The organism is Nitrospirillum viridazoti CBAmc, from assembly GCF_000730165.1.
Classification (GTDB): domain Bacteria; phylum Pseudomonadota; class Alphaproteobacteria; order Azospirillales; family Azospirillaceae; genus Nitrospirillum; species Nitrospirillum viridazoti.
This window is the reverse complement of the sequence record NZ_CP022112.1, coordinates 1015479-1033848: the sequence shown is the minus strand read 5'-3', so window position 1 is coordinate 1033848 and position 18370 is coordinate 1015479. Positions and strand designations below refer to the sequence as shown.

Genomic DNA, 18370 nt, shown 5'->3' with positions numbered 1-18370 from the left:
GGGAGGCGACCGCCCCGCTCCCAGCCCCGCTCCCATTTGGCCCCGACATCAGCAGCGTTGGTGATATCCATGCCGAAATCCGTGACCATCCGCGCCGCCATCGTTTCCGGCGCCATAGCCGCCGGCGCCCTGCTTCCCGCTTCGGGTTTGGCCGCCGCCGGCCCCGCCGTGTCCGGCGACGCCCCGCTGCCGGCCTTGCGCATCTGCGCCGCCGCCAAGGAACTGCCGTACTCCGCGCAGGACAATTCCGGCTTCGAGAACAGGATCGCCATGGCCGTGGCCAGCGCCATGGGCCGCCAGCCGGTCTTCGTCTATTCCGACAAGCCGGGCATCTACGCGGTGCGCGACTGGCTGGACAAGAAGAAGTGCGACGTCATCGTCGGTATGGACGCCAACGACCCCCGCGTCCTGACCACGGCGCCCTACTACCGCACCGGCTACGTCTTCGTCACCCGCAAGGACCGGCACCTGGACGTGCAGTCCTGGAACGATCCGGCCATCCGCAAGGTCGGCCACATCGTGGTGGAGTTTGGCTCCCCCAGCGAGGTGATGCTGAAGCAGGTCGACCGCTACAACGACAACATGGCCTACCTCTACTCATTGGTGGGTTTCCGCTCTCCCCGGAACGAATACGTGCAGATCCCGCCCGAGAAGATGGTGGGGGAGGTGCGCGCTGGTGGCGCCGACCTGGCCGTGGCCTTCGCGCCCAGCATCGCCCGCTACGTCAAGGCTGATCCCGGCCTGCAACTGACGCCGGTGAAGGATGACGCCAAGCGGAGCGACGGGCAGGCGCTGCCCCAGTACTACGACCAGTCCATGGGCGTCCGCTTGGGCGACACCGGCCTGCAGGCCGCGCTGAACGCCGCCCTGGTCAAGGCCCGGCCCCAGATCACCGCCATCCTGGAGGAAGAAGGGATACCGCTGGTCCAGGTCGCCAACTGAGCGCGGGGTCCCCGAACCGACAAGGTATCGCAGTCACTGAAATCGGGATGCGTCATGAAGAAGTTGTTCGTCGGCCTGACCCTGCTCACCTGTACCGGCGTGGCGGCCGGGGGCGCCTGGTGGACCAGCGCCCGCGCCGCCGCCGGCCTTCCGACCACCAGCCTGGACCTGCGCAACACCGATACGGGCGAACCGTTGGACCTGTCCATGGCGCAGGAGGAAGGGCGCGACACGCCGGGCGTGAAGAAGTTTTTCCAGACCGGCGTCGACCCCTACCTGGAGGACAAAAGCTGCCTGAAGAAGGGGGAGATCATCTACCTGGAGTCGTGCTCCGGCTGCCACGGCCATGTGGGCGAGGGCAAGATCGGCCCCGGTCTCAATGACGACTACTGGACCTATCCCAAGAACGAGACGGACCAGGGCCTGTTCGAGACCATCTTCGGCGGCGCCCGGGCGCAGATGGGCCCGCATTACGACCTGACGCTGGATGAGATCCTGAAGGTCATGGCCTGGGTCCGCCACCTCTACAAGGATGACGTGAAGCACGCGCCCTGGCTGACCGATGCCCAGAAGAAGAGTTTCCGGCCTTTCAAGGTCGGCGAGAAATTCCCGGAAGACGCGCCGGGAATGTGCGCGGCGGACAGGACGCAGGTCCGCTGACGCTGTTTTGGTCCACGATTAACGGAGGAAACCATGAAAAGTACTGTCGCGGTGTTGGCGGTGGTTGCGGGTCTGGGGCTCGCCGCCCCGGCCTTCGCCTACGACGGCACCCATTGCAAGGAGCCCGGCAATTGCTGGGAGCCGAAGCCCGGCTTCCCCGCCGTGATCGCGGGCTCCAAGTACGACCCCAAGCATGACCCCAAGGAATTGGCCAAGCAGGACACTTCCGAACGGGAGATGGAGGCGCGGAACGCCAAGCGTGTCGCGTACTTCAAGAAGACCGGCAAGTTCATCTACGACGTGGACAAGATCCCGAACGACTGAACCTGTCGCTGCTTGTTTCATCTGAGTACCGATTTTTTACCCTGGGACTATCCGCATCGCGGCGGCCCGGGTGGCGGTTCATCCACCCGGGCCGACCTTTCCCGTCCGGAACTTTATTGGCGAGGTCCTTGGCCTGATGGCCTTCACTGAAACGGCGTCCATGAAAGATTTCACATCCAATGGCGCGGCGTTGAACGACCTGCGGACAGCGGCCAACGCCCTGGAGACTGCCGTCGGCCAAGTGGTGGTGGGGCAGGCGCGGGCCATCCGGCTGATCACCATCTCCATCTTCGCGCGCGGACACGTTCTGCTGGTGGGCGATGTCGGTGTCGGCAAGACCACCCTGCTGCGGGCCTTCGGCCGCGCGCTGGGCGGGGCCTATGAGCGGATGGAAGGTACGGTGGACATGATGCCCGCCGACCTGCTCTATCACACCTTCATCAATGAGGACGGTCGCCCGAGGGTGGAGCCGTCGAGCCTGCTGGCCCAGGCCGACAGCCTGTCCATCTTCTTCTTCAATGAGATCAACCGCGCCCGGCCGCAGGTACACGCCCTGCTGCTGCGCCTGATGGCGGAACGGTCGGTCACCGCCTTCAAGCGCACCTACCAATTTCCCTTCCTGCAGGTCTATGCCGACCGCAACCGGGTGGAGAAGGAAGAGACCTTCGAGCTGCCGGCCGCGGCCCGTGACCGCTTCTTCATGGAAATCCCCGTGGAGGCGCCCACGGATTTCGAGGCGCGGCGCCAGCTGATCTTCGATCCGCGTTTCCACGATGTGGACCGCCTGCTGGACGGCATCGGTGGGCCCGTCCTGGATCATCGCGGGCTGGAGATGGCGGCCATCCAGGTTCAGCAGGGTGTGCACACCAGCACGGCCGTGCAGGACTATGTCACCCGCCTGTGGGATGCCATCGTCCGGCCCGCCGCTGCCGGCATTGATCTGCCGGCCATCGACATGGACCGCCTGGTCCAGGGTGGCGCCAGCCCGCGCGGCCTGGCCTTCCTGGTGCGTGCGGCCCGGGTGCGCGCCTGGCTGGAGGGGCGCGACATGCTGGTGCCGGAGGATGTGCGCGACGTCTTCGCGGAGACCATGGCCCACCGCGTCTTCCTGGACCCAATCTATGAACTGCGGCGGGAAACCATCGTCCGCGACCTGTGCGCCGCCGTCCTGGCCACGGTGCCGGCGCCATGAGCCCCGACGTTCCGGACATCCATTATCGCCCCCGGGGGGCCATCGCCAGTTGGCGTGCCGGGGCCCATCCCAGCCGACAGGTGGGGGCGCTGGGGGCCTTTCGTGACCTGGTGCCCTTCGCAACATATCCCGACGCCCGGCGCATCGACGTGCGGGCCACGGCCCTGGACCCCTTCGAGACCACCATGGTGCGCCGTTTTCGCCAGCGAGCCGCCATCGACGTCTACGCCCTGGTCGATCTGTCGGCCTCCCTACGCTACCAGGGCCAGGCGGCCAAGGCGGCGCTGGTGCGGGACCTCTGCGTCGTCCTGGCGCGGTCGGCTACGCGCACGGGGGACCGTTTCGGCCTGATTGGCTGTGATGCCGGCATGCGGCAGGAGTGCTTCCTGCCAGCCACGGCCCGGCGCGCGGTGTCCACCGACGTGGCCGAGCGGCTGGACCCGTCGCGATGGGCGGCCGCCGGTATGGTCAAGGGGGGCATGCAACCGGGAGCGGAGGGATTGGCGCAGGCGGCGCCCTATTTGGCCGGCGCCCGCAAGATGGCCTTCCTGATCTCCGACTTCCTGTTGCCCATGGATCTGCTGCGCCGGGTATTCGAGGGACTGGCGATGCATGACATCGTGCCCGTCGTCGTCCGCGATTCCACGGAGGAAGAGGAGTTGCCTGACTGGGGCCTGCTGGACCTGGCCGATCTGGAAAGCGCCAGGCGGCGCCTGGTGTTCATGCGCCCCGGGCTGAAGCGGCGCTGGCGGGAGGCGGAACGGGCCCGCCAGGCGGCGATCCGCCAGTTGGCCGCCCGCTATGGCCGCACGCCGGTGACGGTGATCGATCGGCTGGATATCGACCGCTTCTCCCGCGACTTGATGGAGGCCTGAGACATGGTGGGCCGCATCGTCCTGGCGCTGGTGATGGTGCTGCTGGTGGGGGCCGCGCAAGCGCAGCCGGGGGCGAACGATGGCCAGGCCGTGACGGTGCGGGCGGAACGGGATATCGGTTTTTTCGCGGGCGATCTGGTGACGGCGGAGATCACCATCGCCACACCGCCGGGCGCGTCGCTGGATCGCGCGTCGCTGCCGGTGCCGGGGCCCGTCACCTATTGGCTGGACCTGCGTGCCATCACAGTCGCGGAGCATAAGGGCGCCGTTACCCTGCGGATGACCTACCAGAACTTCTACGTGGCGCTGGACGCGCGGCCCATGGAAATCCCCGGCTTCTCGGTACGCCTGCAGGTGGGTGGGGACGCGCGCACGATGGACGTACCGCCCTGGACCATCGGCGTCTCCCCCCTGCGGGAGGTGGCGCCGCCGGCCAAGGAAGACCCCAAAGCCTATTTGCAGGCGGATCGTCCCGCCGGCCTTGCCGACGCCGTGCGCTGGTGGGCCGTCGCCGGCGGTCTTGCCGGGGCGGCCATCCTGGCCTTGCTGCCGCTGGCCTATCATCACGCCTGGGGGCCGTTCCGGCGCCGGGTGGACCGGCCTTTCGCCATCGCCATCCGTCATCTGCGGCGCCTGGAGGCGCGAGGGGAGACGGAGGAAGGGTACCTGGAGGCGTTGCTGGTCCTGCATCGCGCGCTGGACCGAGCCGACGGCCGGCGCGTCCTGGCCGACGACGTGCAGACCTTCCTGGACCGCCATTCCGTCTTCGCGTCCTTGGACGTTCCGCTGGAAGCTTTCTTCCAGGCCTCGCGCCGCGCCTTCTTCGGCAGCGCCTCGGCCCAGGCGCGGCACGACTTGCCGTTCAGGGACCTGCTGGTCTTGGGGCGGGCTCTGGCGGTGGCTGAGCGGGGGCGGACATGACTCTTGGCGTCGATCAGCCCTGGATGCTGGTCCTGCTGCCGCTGGTGGTCCTGCCTTGGCTGCGGTCACCGCACCGGCGGACGGCGGTGGGGTCCATCGCGGTGGTGCCGGCCGACCACCTGTCCGCCTGGCTGGGCCATATCCTGCGGGGGGCGGGGGCGTTGACCATCGGCCTGATCGTCCTGGCGCTGTCCAGTCCCTACGCTGGCGGCCGCACCGTCAGCCGCATCGGCACGGGCGCCCAGCTGGTCCTGCTGCTGGACCGCAGCGGCAGCATGAACGACACCTTCGCCGGGCGCACGCCGGCAGGGGCGGAGGAGTCCAAGGCCTCGGCCACCAAGCGCCTGCTGCGTGAGTTCATTGGCCGGCGGCCGCATGATCTGTTCGGCGTTGCCGCCTTTTCCACCGCCCCCATGCTGGTGCTGCCCCTGACAGACCACCAGGACGCCGTGCTGGCGGCGGTCAACGCCAGCGATCGGCGTGGGCTGGACTTCACCAACATCGCGCGCGGGCTGGGCATGGCCCTGTCCATGTTCGCCGCCGACCGGCCGGATGAGCACCATGTCATCCTGCTGGTCTCCGACGGTGGCGCCGTTATCGACCCGCACGTACAGGACCAACTGCGCGCCGCCTTCGCCCGCCATCGCGCTGATCTCTATTTCCTGTTCCTGCGCACTGCGGGGTCCAAGGGCCTGTTCGACACACCTGCACCCGGCGAGGACACGCCCCAGGCCATGCCGGAGCGCTTCCTGCATCTGTATTTCCAGACGCTGGGCATTCCCTACCACGCCTTCCAGGCGGAGAGCCCGCAGCAGGTGGAGGAGGCCATCCGCCAAGTCGACGCCCTGGAACGCTACCCCATCACCTATACCGAGCGCCTGCCGCGCCATGACCTGACCGGTTGGGCCTATGCGCTGGCCTGCCTGCCCACCCTGGTTCTGCTGGCCGCCAAGCTAGCGGAGGCCCGCATCACGCCGCAGCCTCAGGTGTTGGCGGTGATGTCGCCGCGCAGGAGGAAGGCGGCATGATGCTCCGGGCCCAGTTGCGCACCCTGGTTCTCGCCGCCCCACCGGTCCTGCTGGGTCTGGCGGCGGTGGCCGCCACCGCTTGGGGGCTGCACCTGGCGGCGGATAATCGAACCATCCGGGCGCTGAAGGCCAACCGCGACGTAGCGGTGACGGCGGATGCGCCGCCGGCAGTCCTGCTGGCGCGGGTGGAATTCCTGATCCGCCTGGATCGCCTGACGGAGGCTCAGCCGCTGGTGGAGGCGCTGGATGGGCATGGCGCTGTCCCCATCCGCGACGACGCCCACTACAACCTGGCCAACGCCTACCTGCGCCGGGGCTTGGATCTGATCACCCAGGGCAAGATCGACGCCGCCGGGCCCTTCGTCGTGCTGGCCCGCCAGGAATACCGGAACAGCCTGACCCTGGTGCCGGAGGATTGGGACGCCAAGTTCAACCTGGACGTGGCCTCCCGCCTGATCCGCGATTTCCCGGCGTTTGAGCGCACTGTGGGGGACGCCGCCACGGCTGACCGCAAACGGCTGTGGACCGACATTCCCGGCACGCCGCGCGGGGGCCCTTGATGACACCCGTTATCCGCCTTGTGCGCCGTAATGCGCGGGACCCGCGTACGCTGGCCCTGGCCGCTGCCCTGTTGTTGTTGCTGGCGGCCGTGGTCGTGCCGCGGTTGCCCGTCACCCGCGACGGCGTGCGGGTCCTGGTGGTGGTCGACATCACCGGCAGCATGAACACCCGCGACTATATCCACGACGGCGCCCCGGTCAGCCGGCTGACCGTCGCCAAGGGCGCCTTGCGCGATCTGCTGAGCCGCCTGCCGTGCCCCAGCCACCTGGGCTTGGCCCTGTTCAGCGAGCGGGTGCCCTTCCTGCTGTTCGAACCGGTAGAGGTCTGCCGCGATTACGGCGCGGTGGCGGGGGCGGTGGACGCCGTCGACTGGCGCGAGGGCTGGGAGGGTGATAGCCACATCGCGGAGGGCATCTTCGGCGCCATCGAGATGGCCCAGGGCCTGGATAGCGACCTGGTGTTCATCACCGACGGGCAGGAGACGCCGCCCTTGCCCTTGTCTGGCGGCCCTACCTTCGGGGGCAAGGCGGGCGCGGTGCGCGGCCTGATCGTGGGGGCCGGCGGCTACGGCCTGGCGCCCATCCCCAAGTTCGACGACCGGGGCAATGAGATCGGGTTCTGGGGCGCCAACGATGTGCAGCACGAAAACCATTTCGGCCCGCCGCCGCCCGATGCCGAAAGCCGCCCCGGCTATCAGGCGCGCAACGCCCCCTTCGGGGCGGAGATACCCACGGGCACGGAGCATCTGTCCTCTGTGCGTGAGCCCTACCTGCGCGCCCTGGCCGGGCAGACAGGCTTGGCTTATGCGCACCTGGACGATGGCCGGCACCTGGCCCGCGCCCTGACGGCGGCTGCCACCCCGCGTCCGGCCAAGGGGATGGCCGACGTGCGCTGGGTGCCGGGTGCCTTGGCCCTGGCGGCGGTGCTGGCGGCCTATGGCCTTTTCCCCGCCAGGTATCCGCGCGGCTTTCTACGGTTCGTCAAAGCAGCTGGAAGGTGGCCATGAAACGCACACTTCTTTTCCCTCTGGTTCTCACCGCACTTATCGGCCTGGCGGGATCGGCCTCCGCCGAGCATGGCCCCACGCCGCAGAAGGTGGATGAAACGGTTGAGATCAAGGCGACGCCAGCGGCCGTGTGGGCCATCGCCGGGGACTTCGCCGGCATTGCCAAATGGGATGCGGAGGTCAAAGCCAGCGAAGGCAGCACCAAGAAGCGGGTCATGACGCTGAAGAACGGCGAGAAGATCACGGAGGAGGTGGACGAATATGATCCGGCCCACATGACCTACACCTATCGCATGCTGGATCCCAACCTGAAGGCTCTGCCCGCCAGTTCCTATTCCGCCACCCTGGTGGTGACGGCGGGCGCAGAGGGCGGCACGCAGGTGCAATGGTACGGCCGGGTCTATCGCGGCGACACCGGCAACGAACCGCCGGAGGAACTGGATGACGAGGCGGCGAAGGCGGCGCTGAGCAAGCTGTTCAAGGCGGGACTGGAGGGCATCAAGGCCAAGGCCGAGGGGAAAAGCTGACATGGTCCGCCGGCTTCTCCCGTTGCTGCTGGCCGGCCTGATCCTGGCCACGGGCTCGGCCCCGGCGGGTGAACTCGTCGCAGTGATCAGCCAGGATGCTGGTACGGTCAGCCTGGTGGACGCGGCGGGCGGCGCCCCCATCGCCTATCCGGTGGGATCGGGACCGGCGGGCATCGCCCTGTCGCCGGATGGGGCGGAGATGTACATGGCCTTCCCCGACGGTGGCCACGTCGCCGTGCTGGATCGGGCGACCGGTGCGGTGCGGCGGACGCTGCCGGTCCAGGGACAGCCCTTCGGCATCGCCGCCGACAGCCGCTTCCTCTACGTGTCGGACTGGTCCAAGGATCGCGTGCTCAAGCTCGACGCTGCCACAGGCCGGATGGTGGCCGCGGCGGCGGTGGGCCGCAGCCCGGCCGGACTGCTGTTGGCCGGCGACCGCCTCTATGTCGCCGGCCGTGAAAGCGGCGACGTGACGGTGGTGACTGCGAACGACATGCGCGTGCTGGCCACCATCCCCAGTGGCGACAGCCCCTATGCCCTGGCCCTGTCGCCGGATGGCCGCACGCTCTACGCCGTCAACGTGCGCAGCGACGACATGGCGGTGGTGGACATTGCCACATTGACGCGGACGGCGCGCGTGCCAGCCGGCCGCATGCCCTATGGTGTGGCCGTGACGCCCGATGGCACCAACATCCTTGTCACCAGCCAGCACGGCAACAGTCTGGTTATCATTGACGCCGCCCGTTTGACTGCGGAGGGGGAGGTTCCCGTGGGCCGCTATCCCGAGGGTGTCGTGGCCGACCATGCCGGCCGGGCCTACGTCGCCAACTGGTTCTCGGGTGACATTTCGGTCATCGATGTCGCCCGGCGGCGGGAACTGACACGCATCAAGGTGGGCGACGGCCCGCGCTTCCTAACGCTACTCCCTCCGCCATCGAGGGCAGTCAAAGATAGCGCGCCATGAGGGCCGCTGCCTTGGTGGTTCTGATGCTTTGTGGTCTGGCGCTCGCGGCCTGCGATGATGAAACCACGCCGGTGCCCAAGGGCAAGGTGGTGGCCATGCAGGGTAATGGGAAGCTGCCGGCTTGGCTGGACATCCGTGACGCCATGGAGCCAGCCCTCTGGCTGCGCAGCCGGGAGATGGGACGTCCGGTGCTGGCCACCGATCCCGAAGTGGACCGCCTGCGCCGCGCGCTGCGCCAGGCGGCGGAGCGGTTCATCGAGGAACCACGGATGATCGCCAACCGCACGGCCCAAACCGGGGACCTCCTGGCGGAGGCGGGGGACCGCGAACAGGCGGTGGACATCCTGACGGGCATGATCGACGTGGCCGATGCCACGCGGCACAAGCAAATCTATGGTGTCTTGTGCCAGCATTACCTAAACTTGCGAAAGTCCGGCATGGATCGATCAGCGGCGCTGGCGCGGCTGGTCGCGTCCTATAAGGCCCAAAACAACCTATGATGGGCAGGGATGGACACGTCATTGCCGCATAGCCCCGTTCCGATGGCCGGGTCGGTGGTGGAAAAGCCGCCGCGCCAGCCCCGTGGCGCGCTGTTCAGCCTATCCCGTTATTCCCTGCGCGTGCGCCTGATCGCCATCGTGCTGGCGGTCGACTGCGTGGCCGCGGTGCTGTTGGGCGGGGTCATCATCCTGAAGGCGCGGACCTCCACGCGGCTGGAAATCGCGTCATCCATCCAGTTGGCCGACCTGCTGGTCGCCGACGCCACCCGCCTGCTGGCGGATGACACGGGGACGCCCCGGTTGGAGAACGTGCCCCTGCCGCTACGGTCCCTCCGGCACGTCAAGATCACGGTGACGGATAACAACGGCCGGGTGATGGAGGCGAGCCGCCAGCCCGCCGGCCCCAATGCCGGCTCCATCGTTGGCGGGCACGCCGGCGCCGACACGTATGCCGAGGCGCCGCGCTGGTTCAACCGGCTGATCGCCCCGCCCATCGAGTCCAAGATCTTTCCCATCATCGTGCGGCAGCAGCATATCGGCGCCGTGACGGTGGAATCCGAACCCGGTGATGAGATCGACGAGGCCTGGACCTACGCCCGTTCCGTCATGGGACTGGTGCTGGGTGTCAACCTGGCCACCCTGGTGGCACTCTACCTGCTGTTCGGGCGGGCGTTGGCGCCGCTGACCCGCCTGGGCGCTGGTTTGCGGGAACTGGAAGGCAAAAACTACGCCGTGCACCTGCCGCGCCCCTCCTCGCGGGAACTGGGTGAGATCACCGACCATTTCAACACGGCGGCGGCGGCCTTGCTGGCCGCCAACCAGGCCAACCGCGACCTGAACCGCAAGCTGCTGACCGCGCATGATGATGAGCGGCGGCGCACGGCGCTGGAACTGCACGACGATGTCGGCCCCTGCCTGTTCGCGCTGGAGGCCAGCGCCGCCTCCATCGCCGCCCTGACACAGGGGCGCGAGGCCGACGCGCGGCTGTTCGAGCGGGCGCAGGACGTCGTCTCCCTGGTGCAGACGGTGCAGCGGGTGAACCGTCAGGTCCTGGACGGCCTGCGCCCCATGGCGCTGGGCCAGGTGCCGTTGAGGGACTGCATCCATAAGGTGCTGCTGGATTTCGGCGACGGGGCCGACGACGGCACCGGGCCGGCCATCAATCACCGTTTCGGCGCCGTGCGCGACAGCTACGGTGTCATCGTCGATCTGACCTTCTACCGCTGCGCCCGCGAGGGGCTGCTGAACGCCGCTCGCCACGCCCGGGCCCACCATGTCCTGCTGACCTTTGGGGAAAGGATGGTGGACAGTGTGCCCTGCCTGGAGATGCGCATCGAGGACGACGGCAAGGGCTTCGACCGTCGCAGCCGGCGCGCGGGCATGGGCCTGTCCGGCATGCGCGAGCGGGTGGAGGCGCTGTCCGGCTGGTTCGATCTCACCACCTCCGCCGATGGCACGGCGCTGACCATTCGGCTGCCGCTGGCGGCCATCGAAGAACTCGCCCAGTTCCCATCGCAGGAGACGGCCTGATGACCACCGCCCTCGTCGTTGACGATCACCCCATCGTGTATCAGGGCTGCCGCCGCGTGCTGCAGGACATGGGGGTGGATGCGGTGTTCGACGCCGGCAGCGTGGTGGCTGGCTATCGCTCCTACCTGCGGCGCAGGCCGGACATGGTCATCGTCGACCTGACGTTCAGTGGCGACGATCTCGGTGGCCTGGCCTTGATCCGCCGCATCCGCACCAGCAACGCCAACGCCCGTATCGTCGTCTTCAGCATGCACAACGATCCCACCGTCGTTGCCCGCGCGCTGGAGTGTGGGGCCCTGGGTTATGTGCTGAAGGACGCGCCGCCCGCCGAACTGATGGCCGCCTGTGAACGGGCCCTGGCGGGGGAGCCGCACCTGAACCACAAGCTGGCCGTGCAGGTGGCCCTGCTGCGCAGCAGGGGTAACAGCCTGCCCATGCGCGACCTGTCTGAGCGGGAAAAGCAAGTGCTGGCCCTGTTGGCCCGGGGCAACAACTACGACCAGATCGCGGCCAAGCTGGGCGTCAGCTACAAGACGGTCGCCAACGCGTCTTCGTTGATGCGCGACAAGCTGCGGGTCAAGAACCTGGCCGGCTTGATCCGATTTGCCATCGCCAACCAGATGGACGGCTGAGCAATTTGTTATGGCGCCATGAAGCTGCCACTTCCTCCAGCAGTCGCAGCTGCTTGCAAGAGCATTTTTCCTTTAATCGGACTACATCCTGCGGTCTTGAGGCAGTTCCAGCATTCGTCTTGATCGTAGAGGTCACAGATATTGCCGACAGCTTTCCAGAGGTTCTCGAGGTCCTGGCACCGATGCGTCTGAGGTGGGCCTTGAGCAAGGGGGGCATCTCACACGAAGGCTACGTTCGCGAGTTGCAAGGACGTCTCCCAGAGACGGGCGGCAACAGCGGCATCCAGCGCCTGTTCGGGAGGCTTCTCCTCAGCCGGGTAACCGCGCGTCCCGCCTAGTCGGTCGGGCCCATAATAGGCGCCGTCCCGCGCGGCGGGGTCAGTTGCCGCGTACAGCGTGGGCAGCGCGCCTTGCCAGGCGGGCTGGAACAGGAAGGGGAGGAAGCGTCGCAGCATAGCGGAAGGGCTTGATCGGCCTGCGCCATTGGGGATCAGATCAGTGCGAGTGATGCCCGGATGCGCCGCGATGCTCGCGATGCCCCACGCAGCAGCCTTGCTGCGTCGGCTGAGCTCGAAGGCGAACATGATGCAAGCCAGCTTCGACTGGCTATAGACCGGAAACGGCTTGTAAGCGCGCTCAGCTTGCAGGTCGTCAAAGTCGATCGCACCGCTACGCGCCGCGATACTGCTAACCGTCACGACCCGCGGACTCTGCCCTTTCTTTAGCAGCGGGAGCAGGTGGGCAGTGAGCGCGAAATGGCCGAGATAGTTTGTGCCGAATTGCAGTTCGAAGCCGTCGCTGGTTTGGCGACGTTGCGGCGGCGTCATCACCCCGGCGTTGTTGATCAGAAGGTCGAGCCTGTCCTGCTCGCCCGAGAGCTGCTTGGCGAAGGCGGCGATCGAGGCGAGATCTGCGAGGTCCAACTGTCCAAACCGCACCTGCGCTCCTGGAACGGCCTCACTGATTGCTGCGACAGCCTTGGCACCCTTCTGAGGATTGCGCCCAGCGATGACGACATTGGCGCCGGCGTGGGCCAGGGCCAATGCGTCCTCGTATCCCAATCCGCCCGTACCTGTGATGACTGCCAAACGGCCCCTTTGCGGCGGGATATTCCTCGTCGTCCATTTCGTCATGCTTGGGCGGTGCCTCCTCGGCAGTTTGGCTAACGTCGAGTCTGTCGTATCACGACGAGCCCGCGTTTGTTCTCTCGGCCAAAATGCCTTCGACGCAGCGATTCCTCCATGCCGGAACTAGCAAAAAACTTGCCTGATCCTCCACGGAGCAACGGTTCGCAGTTCGGTTGGGCACGGAAGAAAGAGCCCGTCCATCGGACAACGGCCCTGCTCATCGAATATTTCTCTGAGGCATCACGCCCGCACGCCACGGTCTTGATCGAGGAGGTCGAGGACGGCGGCTACGCCCGCGCCGACGAAATGTTCGTAATCCCGGACCAGTATCGGGCGGAGGACTGGCCCCTGCGGCGACATCACGCGGCAAAGAGATAATAACTTGGGCGGGCGACCGCCCGCAATCGCACCAGGCAGCGCCAAGGCGGCGCACAACCCGTCACGCGATCAGGACCGTGGTTCCATGCCCGCCCGGGGAGCCGCGCCGAGCCGTACTGCCGGAGTGATCCCCTCGACATGACCGAGCCGCTACGCCATTTGCACCCTGCGACCTACATATTCGCTGTACAGGCGTCGGTGATTCATGACGTCCCGCTTGGGAGCGACGCCAAACATTCGAGAATACTCCCGGCTGAACTGGGACGCGCTTTCGTACCCGACCTGATAGGCGGCCTCGGAGACATTGGTATCTTCCGTTACCATCAGGCGCCGTGCCTCGAGAAGACGCAACTGCTTCTGGAACTGCAGCGGCGTCATCGAAGTCATAGCCTTGAAGTGCTGATGGAACGACGAAAGGCTCATTCGCGCCACTTCCGCCAATTCCTCCATACGCAGCGTCCGGGTGATGTCCTTGTGCATAAGGTGGAGAGCTTTCGCGACCCGGGCGGCGTTCGATTCAGGCTCGGCCAACTTGCAGAGTTCGCCGCCGTTCGGACCGCTCAAGAGCCAATAGCAGATCTCGCGCATGACGGACGGAAAGAGGATCGGGATTGCCTTTGGCGTCTCGCACATGCGCAGAAGGCGGAGAACACACTCGGCCAGAGGCTCATCGACCCGCCGCACGAACAGGCATGGCCTGGAACTGGCGGGTGGCGCCGGCGGCATTTCAAGCTGCTCCAGCACATCGCGGATCATCGCCACGTCCAGCTCAAGCGTTAATCCGGTGTATGGCGCGTCTGGGCTTGCCTCAACGATGTGCCCCGTTGCCGGCAGCGTCATGCCGATTGCCAGACACTCCATCGCGCCATAGCGAAGCGTGTCCGCCCCAAGGGCGATTTCTTTCGCCCCCTGGACCACAACGCAGATCGACGGCTTGTAAACCTGCCGCATCCGCATTCTTTCCTTGAAGGATCGGACAATATCGAAGCCGCCGATCGGTGTTGGGAACAAGCCCTGCCCCCCGCCCTGGGCCTCGATATAGGCGGTGATCGTCCCGAACAGCGATGGCGGCACACATACCTCCGGGGTGTTGCGAGGCCAGCGCAGCACCGGGCCCTCAACTGACAACGTATCGCCATCTGCAGGATTGGGCAATTTCTGAGGCTCCGGCATGCTCTTCGGCGTCGCGTTCGAAGGGCGGTACTTGCCGGCCATACGCTGATCGCGCGCAAAACCTGGCCCGAGCGTCACGGCCTGGCCATCGGGCTGTTCGCCAAAGACATTCCCCTCGGAATCTTGGTCGGCATAGTCAGCGACGCAACGACATGTCGCGCGATAAACAGGAGGAGAGCGACGTGTTGTCGAGCCGGCGCGTCAACGACCATTAGATAAAGCCATTCATGAAGTTGCGGCAGACGATCCCGGTGACCGCGGCGGCGGCCAAGGCGGGGTTCAGCACGGCGACGGCGGTGGAAATGAACTCAGGCGCTGAAGCCGGCGTCCACATTGAGGATCGCCCCCGTAATCAGACTTGCAGCGGGACCGGCAAGGAACGAGACGGCGCTGGCGATTTCACGAGGCTCGCCAAATCGACCCAGCGACGTGAAACTCCGCTGATAATCGGCGTTGTCGCCATCGGCCGGGTTCATTTCTGTGTCGGTTGAACCCGGCAAAACGAGGTTCACAGTAATACCTTGTGGGCCGAGTTCGCGCGAAAGGCCTCGAGTGAACGACAGAAGTGCCGACTTCGACATTGCGTACGCCGTTACCCCCGGGAATGGGACACGCTCGGCCAATGAAGAGCCGATGGAGATGATCCGGCCTCCAGATGAGAGGTGCGGTATCGCTGCCTGGGCGAACAGAACTGGTGCGCGAACATTGACGTCGAGCATGGTTTGCAAATCGGCCAGGGACAGGTCCGCCGTCATCCCAGCCGTTCCGACGCCCGCGCTGTTGACCAGAATATCGAGCCCGCCAAGTGTGTCGACCGTCTCGGTTACGGCCCGGCTTATAGCGTCCGGATCGGCGCTGTCCGCCTGAATAGCAATCCCGCGGCGGCCTTTCTCCTCGATTGCCCGAACCACTGTCGCGGCCCGATCCGCTGAGCGGTGATAGGTGAAGGCGACATCGGCGCCATTCTCGGCGAGCGCTATCGCAATCGCGGCCCCTATCCCACGTGAGCCACCGTTCACTATGGCGCGCTTTCCAAGCAAATCCATGATCGCTTCCTTTATGCAGCGGTTGATGTATAAATCGGTATGCCCATTGCGGCTCATGGTCAACTGATTTATGCAGTGATTGATGCACAAAGATCTTCCAGCGCCTCTAGCCGGGCCGGCGCCGACCCGCCCCGCACGGGGTCGGCCGAGGGAATTCGATCGCCAGGCAGCGCTCGCCGCTGCGATGCGACTGTTTTGGATCAGGGGATACGAGGCGACCTCGATCGCCGATCTGACGGAGGCAATGGGGATCGGGACGAAGAGCCTCTACGCGGCCTTTGGTTCAAAGGACGCGCTCTACGCCGAAGCGCTCGAATACTATTGCACGACCTATGAGGGACTGGTCTGGACCCGTTTCCGGAAGGCGGCGACCGCGAGAAAAGCGGCGCTGGCGTTCCTTCAGGATTCCGCCATCGCCATGACGGGTGGTGGCTGCGATTTGCCGCATGGCTGCATGGCGACGCTCGCCACGGTGGGCAGCGAAGGACATGCCGAACTCGGTGAGCTCATGCGAACCACTCGCGCGGGTGGCTTCGATCTTCTCAAGGCCCGCTTCGAAAAAGCAAAACGCGACGGGGATCTCCAGGCAACGGTAGACACAACCAAGCTGGCGAGGCTCGTGCAGACAGTACAAAGCGGGATGGCCATTCGCGCCCGCGATGGAGCGGATCGCGCTGAGCTTGAGGCTGTCGCGGAAATCGCCTTAGCTGGCTGGGATCACATCACTGCCGCCATCGACAATGGGGAGTGAGATAGAGCTCGTCCGCGGACGATCAGTGCGGCGATCTGTGCCGTGCCTAAGAGCCTGGCCCATAAATAAGTTGAGTGATATCAGTCGCTTGTGATTCGTTCTGTTTGCGAAGACGAGAATGGATCCCAAGATTATGTGGACTGATATCACCCGTCGCCAGTATCGGCGGGATCATCTGAAGTATGCAAGCGATCTGACGAACGAAGAATGGGATGTCCTGTGCCCAGCGCTTCCTGGCGCGTACCGGCGGGGCCGGCCGCGAGAGGTAGAGCTGCGGTCGGTGGTGGAGGCGATTTTCTGCGTGCTGGAGGGCGGATGCTACCGGACAGCTTTCCGCCGCGGACAACGGTGCAGCGTTACTTCTACGCCTGGCGGAACGATGGGACGTGGAAGCGGCTGAACCATTTATTGCTGATGCGTACGCGGGAAAGGATGGGCCGCGAGGCCAGTCCCAGCGCCGGCGTCATCGACAGCCAGTCGGCCAAGACCACGGAAGCCGGTGGCGTGCGTGGGTATGACGCGGGCAAGAAGGTGAAGGGCCGCAAGCGCCATATCATCACGGATACCAACGGGTTACTGGTCGGTGCCGTAACAGGGGCAAAACCCCGGGCGGCCTGCTGATTGTCAGACTGGTTTGGCGACGAGCGCAGGGAGCCTGGGGATGTCGACGGTTTGGGGGACCGCGAGCCTGTTGCCGAGATAGTCCCAGAAGGAGAGCCCGAGTTTTGCGCATGTCTTGGCCAGGCCGAGGAAGGCGTCGCGGCATTGCCGGCCTGCGTCGCTGCGGGTGCCGCCGCTGATCTTGCGCTTGGTGACCTGGCAGCGGATGTCGTTTTCCGAGCCGTTGGTGTGAAGCGGGATATCGGGCTGGTCGAGGACCATCAGCAATTCCGGCTTGTTGGCGTGGAGGCGGGCGAGCAGCCTGTCGAGGGTGGCGAAGCCGGTCTTGCGTTTGAAGATGCGGTCGAAGCGGGCACGCAAGGCGGCCTTTCGCGCCGGCGTGGGATCGTGGCGATAGGCCTTGAGGTCGGCGTAGAACCACCAGATCAGGCTGCGGATGCGCTGCTGGGCGGCGCGATGATGATCGGTGAAGGTGTCGAGCGTGTGGACCAGGCGCTCGGCATGGACCCAGCACAAGGCATGGCGCCCGACGTGGAACTGGCCGGCGTCGTCGCTGACGATGACGGTGTCGGCCAGCAGGTCCTGCGCCCTGACGCTGCCCCAGAGCGCGCCCTCGGTGGCGACCAGCACCGGATCGGGCGAGACCTTGAGAGAGGTGATGCCCAGCCGGTCGAGATGGGCCCGCCAGGCCGCCTCGTCGGCGAAGCGCTTGTCCGGGTGATCCGCCAGCAGGCGGACGACCGGGCCGGCCAGCGCCCGGCGGCGCATATAGGCCAGGCCCTCGTCGTTGATCACATAGTCTTCCCGGCCGGCCCGCAGCAGGCCCAGGAAGTTGAGCCGGCTCTTGGAGCCGGTGGTGGCGAACCAGGCGAAACGGTCGTTGCCGATGTGGGTGCAGACACCGTTGCGGCCCTGGTGCCGCGCCCCGGTGTCATCCACCGTGATCCAGGAAGCGGCGGCCAGGCCGGCGCGCAACACGTCCTGCGCCTCATTCCGGAAGCGGTCATGGCGATCGATCAGCAGCCGCACCACCTGCCGCTTGGAAACGGCGATGCCGATCGCGTCCAGCAGTGTCGTCAGCCGGGGGATGGTCACCTGCCCCTGATGGTACTGCATCAGCACGAAGCGGCGCAGCGCCGGACCAAAATGACCGTCGATCCCAGCCGGCAGCGGCGCCACCACTGTGCGCCCGTCGGGTGTCAGCCACCGCTCGCGCTGGAACCGGATCGCCACCGGCCGCAGTTCCAAGTCCTGAACAAAGAAACTCTCGTACCCCTTGAAACGCGACCCGGCCGGCGCCGCCAGGGGGACCACCCGGTCCTCGATCGCCACCCGCGTCCGTTTGGCACCTCGGCCCGGGCGTTTACCGCCGCCAGCACGCGGCTTCGGACCGGCCGCCTGCTCCATCCCGCTCGGCTTGATCGAGGGGGGGCCCTTCAAGCCCTTCAGCCGCGCGATCTCAGCCCGTTGTTCCAACACAACCTGCTTCAGCGCCCCAACCTCGCCCAAGAGCGAGACAACCAGCGCCTTCAGGTCGGCAACAGACAGCGCGTCAAGATCGGGGGGCGGAGACATCACCCCACAGAATCAGAAAAAGCCGGGCCGCGAAACA

General features: G+C 66.2%; 19 protein-coding genes and 1 pseudogene. 16 read left to right on the top strand and 4 right to left on the bottom strand.

The window, feature by feature from the left end:
• Positions 1-69 precede the first annotated feature (69 nt).
• From moxJ to Y958_RS26190, 14 genes are all read left to right on the top strand, one after another.
• Positions 70-942, top strand: a complete 873-nt coding sequence (gene moxJ, locus Y958_RS26255) for a methanol oxidation system protein MoxJ (RefSeq protein WP_088874819.1) — start codon at positions 70-72, stop codon at positions 940-942.
• 54 nt (positions 943-996) lie between these two features.
• The gene (gene moxG / locus Y958_RS26250) at positions 997-1602 is read left to right on the top strand and encodes a cytochrome c(L), periplasmic (protein ID WP_088874818.1); all 606 of its coding nucleotides are present in this window, start codon (positions 997-999) and stop codon (positions 1600-1602) included.
• Between the two features lie 33 nt (positions 1603-1635).
• A complete protein-coding gene (locus Y958_RS26245) occupies positions 1636-1926 on the top strand; it encodes a methanol dehydrogenase [cytochrome c] subunit (protein WP_088874817.1) in 291 nt (96 codons plus the stop codon).
• A 160-nt stretch (positions 1927-2086) separates the two neighbouring features.
• Positions 2087-3118 (top strand): AAA family ATPase, encoded by a 1032-nt coding sequence (locus tag Y958_RS26240; RefSeq protein ID WP_088874816.1) that lies wholly within the window; start codon positions 2087-2089, stop codon positions 3116-3118.
• Positions 3115-3993, top strand: coding sequence for a DUF58 domain-containing protein (locus tag Y958_RS26235; RefSeq protein WP_088875253.1), 879 nt, complete (start codon positions 3115-3117; stop codon positions 3991-3993). The genes Y958_RS26240 and Y958_RS26235 overlap by 4 nt, the downstream gene beginning before the upstream one ends.
• Before the next feature lie 3 nt (positions 3994-3996).
• On the top strand, positions 3997-4914 hold the full coding sequence (locus tag Y958_RS26230; RefSeq protein ID WP_211098725.1) for a hypothetical protein: 918 nt from the start codon (positions 3997-3999) through the stop codon (positions 4912-4914).
• The gene (locus Y958_RS26225; RefSeq protein WP_088874815.1) at positions 4911-5942 is read left to right on the top strand and encodes a vWA domain-containing protein; all 1032 of its coding nucleotides are present in this window, start codon (positions 4911-4913) and stop codon (positions 5940-5942) included. The genes Y958_RS26230 and Y958_RS26225 overlap by 4 nt, the downstream gene beginning before the upstream one ends.
• Positions 5939-6502, top strand: coding sequence for an MxaK protein (locus Y958_RS26220; RefSeq protein ID WP_088874814.1), 564 nt, complete (start codon positions 5939-5941; stop codon positions 6500-6502). Before Y958_RS26225 ends, Y958_RS26220 begins: the two co-directional genes overlap by 4 nt.
• A complete protein-coding gene (locus Y958_RS26215; protein WP_088874813.1) occupies positions 6502-7509 on the top strand; it encodes a vWA domain-containing protein in 1008 nt (335 codons plus the stop codon). Before Y958_RS26220 ends, Y958_RS26215 begins: the two co-directional genes overlap by 1 nt.
• Entirely contained in the window at positions 7506-8036 is a 531-nt protein-coding gene (locus Y958_RS26210) for an SRPBCC family protein (RefSeq protein WP_088874812.1), read from the top strand. Before Y958_RS26215 ends, Y958_RS26210 begins: the two co-directional genes overlap by 4 nt.
• Position 8037: 1 nt before the next feature.
• Complete coding sequence (locus Y958_RS26205; RefSeq protein ID WP_088874811.1) at positions 8038-9000, top strand: YncE family protein; 963 nt, start codon at positions 8038-8040, stop codon at positions 8998-9000.
• Positions 8997-9500, top strand: coding sequence for a hypothetical protein (locus Y958_RS26200; protein WP_211098724.1), 504 nt, complete (start codon positions 8997-8999; stop codon positions 9498-9500). The genes Y958_RS26205 and Y958_RS26200 overlap by 4 nt, the downstream gene beginning before the upstream one ends.
• Before the next feature lie 9 nt (positions 9501-9509).
• The gene (locus Y958_RS26195) at positions 9510-11030 is read left to right on the top strand and encodes a histidine kinase (RefSeq protein ID WP_088874810.1); all 1521 of its coding nucleotides are present in this window, start codon (positions 9510-9512) and stop codon (positions 11028-11030) included.
• Complete coding sequence (locus Y958_RS26190; protein ID WP_088874809.1) at positions 11030-11662, top strand: response regulator transcription factor; 633 nt, start codon at positions 11030-11032, stop codon at positions 11660-11662. Before Y958_RS26195 ends, Y958_RS26190 begins: the two co-directional genes overlap by 1 nt.
• Before the next feature lie 218 nt (positions 11663-11880).
• Here Y958_RS26190 and Y958_RS26185 read toward each other — a convergent pair whose 3' ends face one another.
• The 3 genes from Y958_RS26185 to Y958_RS26170 form a co-directional block, all read right to left on the bottom strand.
• A complete protein-coding gene (locus Y958_RS26185; protein ID WP_088874808.1) occupies positions 11881-12795 on the bottom strand; it encodes an SDR family oxidoreductase in 915 nt (304 codons plus the stop codon).
• A 522-nt stretch (positions 12796-13317) separates the two neighbouring features.
• Positions 13318-14382, bottom strand: coding sequence for an AraC family transcriptional regulator (locus Y958_RS26175; protein WP_244909610.1), 1065 nt, complete (start codon positions 14380-14382; stop codon positions 13318-13320).
• A gap of 266 nt (positions 14383-14648) precedes the next feature.
• Positions 14649-15443 carry an SDR family NAD(P)-dependent oxidoreductase gene (locus tag Y958_RS26170; RefSeq protein WP_244909609.1) on the bottom strand — a complete coding sequence of 265 codons (795 nt, stop codon included), beginning with the start codon at positions 15441-15443 and terminating at the stop codon, positions 14649-14651.
• A gap of 25 nt (positions 15444-15468) precedes the next feature.
• On the opposite strand from Y958_RS26170, the gene Y958_RS26165 reads away from it, so the two are divergent.
• The gene (locus Y958_RS26165) at positions 15469-16137 is read left to right on the top strand and encodes a TetR/AcrR family transcriptional regulator (RefSeq protein WP_088874805.1); all 669 of its coding nucleotides are present in this window, start codon (positions 15469-15471) and stop codon (positions 16135-16137) included.
• A 133-nt stretch (positions 16138-16270) separates the two neighbouring features.
• A pseudogene (locus Y958_RS32610) lies at positions 16271-16728 on the top strand (IS5 family transposase); the annotation flags it as partial.
• 33 nt (positions 16729-16761) lie between these two features.
• Here Y958_RS32610 and Y958_RS26155 read toward each other — a convergent pair.
• The gene (locus Y958_RS26155) at positions 16762-18333 is read right to left on the bottom strand and encodes an IS66 family transposase (RefSeq protein ID WP_088874803.1); all 1572 of its coding nucleotides are present in this window, start codon (positions 18331-18333) and stop codon (positions 16762-16764) included.
• Positions 18334-18370: the final 37 nt, after the last annotated feature.